Source organism: Burkholderia sp. Ax-1720 (assembly GCF_011753035.1).
Lineage (GTDB): Bacteria > Pseudomonadota > Gammaproteobacteria > Burkholderiales > Burkholderiaceae > Burkholderia > Burkholderia gladioli.
In genome coordinates, this window is the sequence record NZ_VWWK01000214.1 from 1 (window position 1) to 10,254 (window position 10,254).

At 70.3% G+C, this 10,254-nt stretch carries 8 protein-coding genes; 4 read left to right on the forward strand and 4 right to left on the reverse strand.

Translation table 11 applies throughout. The annotated features are described in order from the left end of the window. The coding region (locus F3J18_RS32685; RefSeq protein ID WP_240156474.1) for a PQQ-binding-like beta-propeller repeat protein at positions 1–1,669 on the forward strand (1,669 nt) is incomplete at its 5' end. A gap of 217 nt (positions 1,670–1,886) precedes the next feature. Then, positions 1,887–2,966, forward strand: coding sequence for a porin (locus tag F3J18_RS32690; RefSeq protein WP_166916232.1), 1,080 nt, complete (start codon positions 1,887–1,889; stop codon positions 2,964–2,966). Positions 2,967–2,976: 10 nt separating this feature from the next. Here F3J18_RS32690 and F3J18_RS32695 read toward each other — a convergent pair whose 3' ends face one another. Continuing rightward, positions 2,977–3,981 (reverse strand): LysR substrate-binding domain-containing protein, encoded by a 1,005-nt coding sequence (locus tag F3J18_RS32695; protein ID WP_166916234.1) that lies wholly within the window; start codon positions 3,979–3,981, stop codon positions 2,977–2,979. A gap of 133 nt (positions 3,982–4,114) precedes the next feature. On the opposite strand from F3J18_RS32695, the gene F3J18_RS32700 reads away from it, so the two are divergent. Both F3J18_RS32700 and F3J18_RS32705 read left to right on the forward strand, forming a co-directional pair. Next, positions 4,115–5,329 (forward strand): MFS transporter, encoded by a 1,215-nt coding sequence (locus tag F3J18_RS32700; protein WP_166916236.1) that lies wholly within the window; start codon positions 4,115–4,117, stop codon positions 5,327–5,329. Between the two features lie 42 nt (positions 5,330–5,371). Then, positions 5,372–6,133: an SDR family oxidoreductase gene (locus tag F3J18_RS32705; protein WP_046574603.1), complete on the forward strand. Its 762-nt coding sequence runs from the start codon at positions 5,372–5,374 to the stop codon at positions 6,131–6,133. A 90-nt stretch (positions 6,134–6,223) separates the two neighbouring features. Here the strand turns inward: F3J18_RS32705 and F3J18_RS32710 are convergent, their stop codons facing one another. The 3 genes from F3J18_RS32710 to F3J18_RS32720 form a co-directional block, all read right to left on the reverse strand. Then, positions 6,224–6,658, reverse strand: coding sequence for a DUF3224 domain-containing protein (locus F3J18_RS32710; RefSeq protein WP_345892539.1), 435 nt, complete (start codon positions 6,656–6,658; stop codon positions 6,224–6,226). Between the two features lie 367 nt (positions 6,659–7,025). After that, complete coding sequence (locus tag F3J18_RS32715; RefSeq protein WP_025100523.1) at positions 7,026–9,140, reverse strand: HlyD family efflux transporter periplasmic adaptor subunit; 2,115 nt, start codon at positions 9,138–9,140, stop codon at positions 7,026–7,028. A 19-nt stretch (positions 9,141–9,159) separates the two neighbouring features. After that, positions 9,160–10,254 (reverse strand): HlyD family efflux transporter periplasmic adaptor subunit (locus F3J18_RS32720; RefSeq protein ID WP_166916241.1); only part of this gene is annotated, 1,095 nt, incomplete at its 5' end.

Below are 10,254 nucleotides of genomic sequence, written 5' to 3' on the forward strand. Positions count from 1 at the left end.
CGAATCGCGTTTCGCGGCACGCGCCACGAAGCGCTCGGACACCAGCAGCGCGACCAGGGCCGCCAGCGTCAGCCCCGCCGACACGGGCGCCAGCGCCCCGGCCGCGCCGGCGCCGATCACGGCCGATGCCGCCACCGGTGCCGCCTGCGCGCGCCGCATCTACCTGCCGGTCAACGACGGCCACCTGTATGCGCTCGACGCGCAGACCGGCCAGCGCTGCGCCGACTTCGGCAACAACGGCGACCTGGACCTCCAGCATCTGCAGCCGGTCACCACGCCGGGCATGTACGAGCCGACCTCGCCGCCGATCGTCACCGACAAGGTGATCGTGGTGGCCGGCTCGGTCGAGGACAACTTCTCGACGCGCGAGCCTTCCGGCGTGATCCGCGGCTTCGACGTGCGCACCGGCAAGCTGCTGTGGGCGTTCGATCCGGGCGCGAAGGACCCGAACCACATTCCGGGCCCGGGCGAGCACTACACCTGGAACTCGCCGAACTCGTGGGCGCCGGCCGCCTACGACGCCAAGCTCGACATCGTCTACCTGCCGATGGGCGTGACCACCCCCGACATCTGGGGCGGCCATCGCACGCCGGAGCAGGAGCGCTACGCGAGCGGCCTGCTGGCGCTGCATGCCTCGACCGGCAAGCTGGCCTGGTTCTACCAGACCGCCCACCACGATCTGTGGGACATGGACCAGCCCTCGCAGCCGACCCTGGCCGACATCACCGACAAGAACGGCAACAAGGTGCCGGTGGTCTACGCGCCGGCCAAGACCGGCAACATCTTCGTGCTCGACCGCCGTACCGGCGCCACCGTGGTGCCGGCGCCCGAACTGCCGGTGCCGCAAGGCGCCGCCAAGGGCGACCATCTCTCGCCGACGCAGCCGTTCTCGGACCTGACCTTCCGTCCGAAGAAGAACCTGACGGACGCGGACATGTGGGGCGCGACGATGTTCGACCAACTGGTCTGCCGCGTGATGTTCCACCGCCTGCGTTACGAAGGCACCTTCACGCCGCCGTCGGAGCAGGGCACGCTGGTGTTCCCGGGCAACCTGGGCATGTTCGAGTGGGGCGGCATCGCCGTCGACACCGACCGCCAGATCGCGATCGCCAACCCGATCGCGCTGCCCTTCGTGTCGCGCCTGATCCCGCGCGGCCCGGGCAACCCGATGGAACCGGAACCGGGCGCCAAGGGCAGCGGCACCGAATCCGGCATCCAGCCGCAGTACGGCGTGCCGTTCGGCGTGACGCTCAACCCGTTCCTCTCGCCGTTCGGCCTGCCGTGCAAGCAGCCGGCCTGGGGCTACGTGTCGGCGATCGACCTGAAGACCAACGAGATCGTCTGGAAGCGCCGCATCGGCACGGTCCGCGACAGCTCGCCGATCCCGCTGCCGTTCCGGATGGGCATGCCGATGCTGGGCGGCCCGGCCACCACGGCGGGCGGCGTGTTCTTCATCGGCGCCACCGCGGACAACTACATCCGCGGCTACGACACCAACAACGGCAAGCTGCTGTGGGAACAGCGCCTGCCGGCCGGCGGCCAGGCCACGCCGATGACCTACGAGGTCAACGGCCGCCAGTACGTGGTGATCGCCGCGGGCGGCCATGGCTCGTTCGGCACCAAGCTCGGCGACTACGTGATCGCCTACGCGCTGCCGGACGGCAAGTAATCCGGCAGGCGAGGGCGCGGCGCGCGATGCAGCACAGCGCGCCGCGCCCGATCCGATGCGCCGGCGGGAAAGGGCTCCTGGATGGGGGCCATGTCCCGCCGGCGTTTTTCGTGGCTGGCTGTTTTTCGGCCGACTGCGTATCCACGGGCATCGCCTCGATGCGCCGGCGTCGCCCGTGGATACGCATGTCGGCGAAGTCTCTTTCCCTCCTTCGCTCATGCGTGATGAATCCGTTGCGCGCGCAAGCTTCGGCGCGCGTCGTCTCGCGCTGCCGTTGCGGGCGGCCCGGCAGCTTGCCTTGGCCGCCTTGTGCGGCGGAGCCGCCGCGCCCGCCTTCGCGCAGGGCTCGGTCACGCTCTATGGCGTGATCGACACCAGCATCGAGCTGACCAATCCCGGCTCGGGCTGGGTGCCGCGGCTCGATTCGGGCGCCTATCGCGGCTCGCGGATCGGGCTGCGTGGCGACGAGCCGATCGGCGGCGGCATGCGCATCCTGTTCGACCTGGAAAGCGGCTTCGGCTCCAACGACGGCACGCTTTCCACCGCGGGCACGCTGTTCAACCGGCAGGCCTGGGTGGGGCTTGGCGCGCCCTGGGGCGAGATTCGCGTGGGCCGGCAGTATTCGCCGATCTACATCCCGTTCAAAGGGCAGATCGATGCCTTCGGGGCCGGCACCATCGCATCCGGGCTCAACAACCTCTCGAAGATCACACCCTACGAGAGCAATGCGATCACCTACCTGTCGCCCGATTTCCATGGTTTCTCGAGCACGCTGATGGTGTCGATGCGCGACCCGTCGGCGGGCGGCGCGAACGGCCTGGGCGGCACCATCGCGACCTTCGCCTATCGCCGCGGGCCGTTCCGGATCGCCTTCGCGCACCAGCAGACCAACGATTCGGGCGCGCTGCGCTCGAACCTCGGCGGCGTGTCCTACACGCTGGGCCGCGTGACGGGTTTCGTCTCGGTGTTCAACGGCGACGGCGGCGGCACGCCCCGTTATCACGACGACGGCGCGGCCGTGTCGCTGCGCTACGCGGCGACGTCGAGGCTGCGCGCCATGCTCGGTTACGCCTACCTGCGCGATCGCTCGGGTGCCGGCAACGATGCCGACCAGTTCAGCGCGATGGGGGAATACGACTTGTCGCGGCGCCTGCTGCTGTACGCGAGCGCGGGCTGGCTGCGCAATCGCGGCAAGGCCAGCTTCACGCTGCGCGGCGTGAACGTCACGGGCCTGCCGCCGGCTTATCCGGGCGCGACGGTGAAGGGCGTGCAGATCGGCATGATCGAGCGCTTCTGAACCTGGTGGCTCAGGCGCGCCGCGCCGGCTTTCGCTTGCCCGCCGTCTTGCGGGCCGCCTTGGCGGCGGATTCGACACGCGGTGGCTCGCCCGAATGCTGGGCCGCCGCCACGATCCAGTTCCTGAACGCCTTGACGGCGGCGTCCCCGATGCGATCGGTATTCACCACCAGGGTGTAGTCGGGGCCGCGCCACACGGGTTCCGGGATCGGGCAGACCAGGCGCCCGGTCGCCATCTCGCGCTCGATCAGCGGCAGCGAGGCCAGGGTCACGCCGAGGCCTTCGGTGGCCGCGCCCAGTTGCAGGAACACGTGATCGAAGTGCTGGTGGCGCATGCCCTGCAGCCCCGGCGCGCCGGCTTCCCTCATCCAGTCCGACCAGGCCGTGCGCGTGCTGGAGGAGTGCAGCAGCGTGTGCTGGCGCAGGTCGGCGACGCCGCGGATCGGCTGGCTTTGCAGCAGCGCCGGGCTGCAGGCGGGCAGGCGCAGGTCGGGCATCAGGCTCAATGAGGTGAGGCCGGCGGCATGCTCCGGGCCCGAGCGCACGCCGATGTCGAAGGCGTCGCCCACGTAGCGCAGGCGGCGCGAGGTGGTGGAGAGCCGGACCTCGATCTCCGGGTAGCGGGCCTGGAAATCGGCCAGGCGCGGGATCAGCCAGCACAGCGCGAAGCTCGCCAGCGCGTTGACGCGCACCAGGCCGGTGATGCGGCGCGTGATGGATTCATGGCGCAGCCGCGTGACCGAGCTGCTCAGCCGTGCGAAGGCACCGTTGACGTCGCCGAGCAGCGCCGCGCCCTCGTCGGTCGGCACCACGCCGCGCGGGCGGCGCTCGAACAGCGGCACGCCGAACCAGTCCTCCAGCAGGCGGATCTGCTTGCCGACCGCCCAGTGCGTGACGTGCAGCTCGGTGGCCGCCGCCGCGAAACTGCCCAGCCGCGCAACCGCCTCGAAGTGCCGCAAGGCATTCAGCGGGGGCAGCTTGTCCGCGTCCTTCTCGATGCGCTCGTTCATGTCCATACGTGACTTTTTCTCCCGGCTGGCGCAATTTTACGTCAGTTGTGGCACCTGCCGGGCGAACCTAGACTAGGGCATTCCGAAACCGAACCTCGAGCAGCCGCCAGGGCCTGCCTTGCCGCGATCCGGCCGATCCATGAGACTTTTTTCCTTTTCCTCCCCGAGCGCCGACGTATCCGGCGGCCCCGAGCAAGCCGGCCCCGTCTCGCGCAAGCGGGTACTTTGGCTCTCCTGCACGGCGCATGCGCTGCACGACGGCTACACCGACATGATCTACGCCCTGCTGCCGGTCTGGCAGGCGGATTTCGGCCTCAACTACGGCGCGCTGGCGATCCTGCGCGGCATCTATGCCGGCACCATGGCGACCCTGCAGTTGCCGGCGGGGCGCATCGCCGCCATGCTCGGCACGCGCGCCACGCTGGTGCTCGGCACCTTGCTGGCCGCGCTCGGTTATGCCTTCGCCGGCATGTCGGGCAGCCTGCTGGGCCTGTGCGTGGCGCTGGCCATCTCCGGCAGCGGCTCGAGCACCCAGCATCCGCTGGCCTCGGGCGCCGTCTCGCGCGTGTATGGGCGCCAGGCGCGCGGGCCGCTCAGCATCTACAACTTCTCGGGCGACCTGGGGAAATCCGCGCTGCCGGCGGCCATCTCGCTGCTGATCACCTTCATGCCGTGGCGCCATGCCTTGTGGGCGATGTCGGCGCTCGGCATGGTGGTGGCGCTGGTGATCGCGCTGTGGCTGCCGAACGTGCCGCGTGACGCGGCTCCCGCCGACGAGGCGTCGAGCCGTCACGCGGAGGGCTCCGGCTCGGGCTTCTCGCTGCTGTTCACGATCGGCATGCTCGACACGGCGGTGCGCATGGGCCTGCTGACCTTCCTGCCGTTCCTGATGAAGGCCAAGGGCATCTCGACGCCGATGATGGGCACCGCGCTCGCGCTGGTGTTCATCGGCGGCGCCGCCGGCAAGTTCGTGTGCGGCTGGCTCGGCGAGCGCATGGGCGTGATCGGCACGGTGCTGTCCACCGAAGGCGGCACGGCGCTGCTGATCCTGGCCGTGATCTACCTGCCGCTGGCGCCCGCCATGATCCTGCTGCCGCTGCTCGGGGCGATGCTCAACGGCACCTCGTCGGTGCTGTATGGCACGGTGCCCGAGCTGACCACGGTCGAGCGCACCGAGCGGGCCTTCGCGATCTTCTATACCGGCATCATCGCGGCGGGCGCGCTGGCGCCGGTCGGCTACGGCTTGCTGGGCGACCGGATCGGCGTGGTCGGCGCGACCATCGCCACGGCCGCCACCGCGCTGGTCATCTTCCCGCTGGCCTTGGCGCTGCGGCCGCATCTGCGCGCGGCTTGATACCGCCGGGCACGATTTCATCCTCTTTCGGAGTTTCACCACATGAATACGGATTCGCAGATCCCGTTGATCCTGATAACGGGGGGCGGTCGCGGCGTGGGCGCGGCCACCGCGCGGCTCGCCGCCGCGCAAGGCTACGACGTGGCGATCAGCTTCGTCTCCGACGAGGCGGCCGCGCGGGCGGTGGCCGCCGATGTCGAGGCGGCCGGGCGCCGGGCCCTGGCGATCCGCGCCGACAGCGCCGATCCCGGGCAGGTTGCCGGCTTGTTCGAGGCGATCGACCAGGAATTCGGCCGCCTCGACGTGCTGGTGAACAATGCCGCGATCATCGCGCGGCAGTCGCGGCTGGAGGATCTCGGCTTCGAGCGGATGCAGCGGATCTTCGCGGTCAACGCGATCGGGCCGATGCTGTGCGCGCAGCAGGCGGTGAAGCGGATGTCGACCCGGCACGGCGGCCGCGGCGGCGCGGTGGTCAACGTGTCGTCGGCTTCGGCTCGGCTTGGCAGTCCGAACGAATATGTCGATTACGCCGCGTCGAAGGGCGCGCTGGAGACGTTCACCACCGGGCTCGCCAAGGAAGTGGCGCGGGAAGGCATTCGCGTGAACTGCGTGCGCCCGGGGCATATCTACACCGACATGCATGCCAGCGGCGGCGAGCCGGGGCGCGTGGATCGCGTCAAGGACTCGATCCCGATGGGGCGGGGCGGGCAGCCCGAGGAGGTGGCGAGGGCGATCCTGTGGCTGGCCGGCGCGGAAGCCTCGTTCGTCACGGGGACGTTTCTCGATGCCACGGGCGGCAAGTAGGTGGTAAGGGCCTGTTGTGGTGATTGTCCACACCCCGCCGCCTGGGGAGCGTCAAGCGTTGCCGCCGGGCTTGGCCTCAGGATCGGGTCGTCAGGCCATCCAATACGTCAGCGTGTAATCGTGCCTCCCGGCTTCGCGCCGGATCTGCAACTGCCCCTTGATCCCCGCCAGCTCGCCGGTTCCGGAGCCGGGCACGATGCCGATCCGCAGGAACTCGCTGCCCGCATCCATCTCGCCGAGATGGGCCAGCGCGAATCCGCCGGATCGGCCATCCAGGGTGCCTTCGAAGGACTCGATCGCCACGTAGCCGGCCTTGCCCTGTTGCGGCTGTCCGGCGCTCAGCATTTCCCCGAGCGAGCGGCCCGCCAGGCCGCCATGGTAGGTTTTCTCGATCGCGTGACGGCCGATGGCGGAGGCGCCGGGCGCAACGGCGACCGGTTCGGCGGGCGAGATCTTCACGTCGAATCCGCCGGTGGCGACGGACGAGGGCGAGTCGGAAGGAGCAAGATTCACGGGATGCCTCACAAGGGAATGCGATGGATCGCGGCCATCCGGGATCGCCGGATCGGAAGCGAGCCAGGCCTGATGATCGACGAAAAGGCCTGCCCGGTATTGCCGTCTTGAACGCCGGGCAAGACCGCCTATGCTGTCTGGGGCGGCTTACGGAATCCGAATCATGGGGCGAGCGACGAAGACAATGATCGCGACCGTATTGGTCATTTGTGTGATGTGCATCGTCGTCGGCATCCGCGATTTCAGATGGCTGGGCGTCGATCTCTCGTTTGCCGGCGATCCGATCCTGCCTCATTGGAGAAGCTTCGCGAGCGGGAAGCGATGAACGATCGGACGTTGATGCGCATCTGAGTTGCCTACGCCTCGTCTCGCCAGCCCCTCAAAACCCCACCTCCCGCTGCAACACCGCCGCCACGAACCGAACCCCGTTCCCCGCCAGGCTCTCGCGCCCCGCGCCGAGCTGCACCGTCCCCGGCACCTCCCGCCCGATCCCCGGATCGCCGTCGCAAGCGGCGAAGCGAACCTGCCAGGTCGCCTGCAGCGGCACGATCTGGCGCGTCTTCATATCCTGCTCGGCCGGAATCGGTCCGCCATAGACGCTCGCCACGGTCGGCTCGTCGAGCGTGGCGACATTGACCTTGTCGATCGCGTCGATCCGGCAGCGCCGCGCCGCGAGCTCCGGCAGGTTCGCCACGAAGCTGGCCGACTGCCCGGCCTTGAGCCGCGCGATATCGTTCTCGCCGACATAGGCATCGCCCTTCACGCCGCCCGGCGCGACCAGGTCGTAGAGCCGCTCGCCGCGCGGCAGCCAGGTGCCGGGCGCCTGCGCGTCGTCGTTGGCCTGCACGGTGCCGTCGAAGGGCGCGCGAATCGTCAGTTGCGCGATCTCGGCGCGCAGCCCGTCCACGGTCTGGCGCGAGGCATCCCAGCGTCGCGCCAGTGCCGTGCCTTGCTTCTGCAGGCGATCGTCGAAGGACTGCTGGTCGACCTCCCAATGCAGTTGCGTCTCATCGGCGGCCGCGGCGGCCAGCTTCGCCTCCAGGTCCGGCGAGACCAGCACCGCCAGCGTGTCGCCCGCGCGCACGCGCTGGCCATCGCGCGCCGGCGGCGGCGTCTCGGCCAGGTAACCGGCCGCGACGGTGTACAGCCCCTGCGCGCGCTGCGGGCCGAGCACGGCCGGCGCGCTCACGCCGGCATGCCAGGGCAGCACCAGGAAGGCCAGCAGCGCGCCGCCGAGCAGCGCGCTGCGCCGGGTCTCGCGGCGCCAGTGCAACTCGTCGCGGCGCTGCCAGCAGACCTGCGCCTCGCGCCAGACCGGTCGCGCGATGAACCAGCCGAACTCCACGCAGAACAGCAGCATGCCCAGCAGCTTGAAGAAGGCGTGATAGACGATCAGCGCGATCGACATGAACACCACCACGCGATAGAGCCAGGTGGCGAACGAGAACGCGATCAGGAAGCGCCGCCGCTGCGTGCTGCAGGGCTCGGGCTGCGGGTCGCCCAGGCCGAACAGCCATTCGCGCAGCCACCAGCGGCCCAGCGCGAAGGCGCGGTCGTGCAGGTTCGGCATGTCCAGCCAGTCCGACAGCAGGAAGTAGCCGTCGAAGCGCATGAAGGGGCTGGCGTTGATGCCGAGCGTGGCCACCCAGGTGGTGGTGGCCAGCAGGAACGCGCCGGCGCGCAGCGGGCCGTCGGGCAGCACGGTCCAGGCCAGGGTGGCGAAGGCGGCCAGCGCGATCTCGCTGAGCATGCCGGCCGCGCCGATGCGCAGCCGGTCGCGTCGCGCCGGCACCTTCCAGGCCTCGGTGGTATCGGTATAGAGCACCGGCACCATCACCAGCAGGGCCACGCCCATGGTCGGCACGCGGCAGCCGTGGCGCTGGGCCGTGTAGGCATGACCGAACTCGTGCAGCACCTTGGCGAAACCCAGCGCGATGCCCACCCCCACCAGGCCGCGCCAGTCGGCATAACCGTGGAAGGTGTGCAGGAATTCGTCCCAGCGCCTCGAGACCAGGAACAGCCCGAGCAGCGCCACGCCGGCCACCAGGTACCAGAACGCCGGGCGGAACGCGAAGGCGACATGGCGGGCGGTGGCGCGCAGGAAGGGCATCGGGTGCCACAGCGGGATCCGCACCATCAGGTAGTGCTTGAGCAGCCACATGCCGCGCGAGGTATGGTGCGCGGCTTCGTGCTGCTCCAGCCGCGCGGTGTCGGCGGCCGAGTTCGAGACCAGCAGGTTCTGGTGGCGCAGCAGGCGCAGCAGCGCGTCCAGGTCGTCGAGCGTCACCGTCAGCGTGGTATCGCGGTTGACGGCCTCGACCATCGCGCGCGGATCGTCGAGCGGCCAGCGCGACAGCAGCTCGAAGGCGGGCCAGCCGAGCTGGAAGAAGCGGTTCGCGGCGGGATCGTGCAGCATCCAGGTGGGCGCGCCCTCGGGCGTCGCGGCGCCGGGCGAGAGCGTCAGTTCCTGGCGCAGTTGCGGAAGTCGTGGCATGGAGCGCGGGCGCCGGCAATCACCAGCCGAGCCACTGGCGTGCCAGTGTCAGCGGACGGCGCAATACGTAGTAGATCGACGGCACCCAGCCGCCGCGAATCCGCGCGGTGCCCATCGCGCCGAGCGGCGCGCGGGCCTCGCCGGCATCGAGCGTGGCGCGCACGCGATAGGCCAGCACGCCCTCGGGCGTGGGCTCGGCGCGCCAGGCCACCGAGTCGATGCGCGCATCGTAGCTCGACAGCGGTGAACTCTTCGGATAGAGCGTGAGCGACATGCCGGGCTTGACGTCGATGTTGTCGGCCACCGGCAGCCAGGCGGTCACCTCCACGTGGGCCGGGTCGGCCAGCACCAGGATCTTCTCGCCGACGGCCACCGCCTTGCCGGTCCACTCGTTCGGATCGCTGAAGATCGCCACGCCGGCGCGCTGCGCGTTGACGCTCACGCGCGCGAGCTGGCGCGCCGTGTAGTCGAGCTCGACGCGGCTCTGGTCGAGCTTGCCCTGGCGCTCGGCCATGTCCAGCCGGGTCTTGTCGTCGGTGACGGCGAGCTGGGCGGTCTGCCGGTATTCCTCCTGGGCGGTGTCGTAGTCCTTGCGGGCCAGCGCGTAGCGCGACTGCAGCGTGGTGGCGTCCAGGCCGAGCAGGGGCGTGCCGCGCTGCACCGGCTGGTTCGGCTGCACGTAGAGGCGGTCGATCACGCCGTCGAGCGGCGCGCGCACCACGAACGGGTCCTTCGGCGTGACCTCGGCCGGGGCCAGCACGGTCAGCCGCACGGGGATCAGGCACAGCACCGCCAGGCCGATCAGCACGCGGCGCTGCTGGCGGCCGGGCCGCAGCAGGGCGCGCGCGCGTTCCTGCCACGAGGCGCGCGGCGCGAAGGATTCGAAGGCATGCGCCCAGACCTGGCCGAGTTCGGTCAGCAGGGCCGAGTCGGTGGCGCTCCAGGCTTCCTCGCGGGCGAACACCACGCCGCCCACCGCGTGCCCGCCGCGATCGGTCAGCGGCAGCCAGGCGCCGTGCGCCGGCCACCAGGCACTCCATTCCTCGGCCGCGTGCGGCGCGCCGGCCTGCAGGTCGGCGGCCGTGAAGGTCCGCACCTGCGGCCTGGCCGGCAG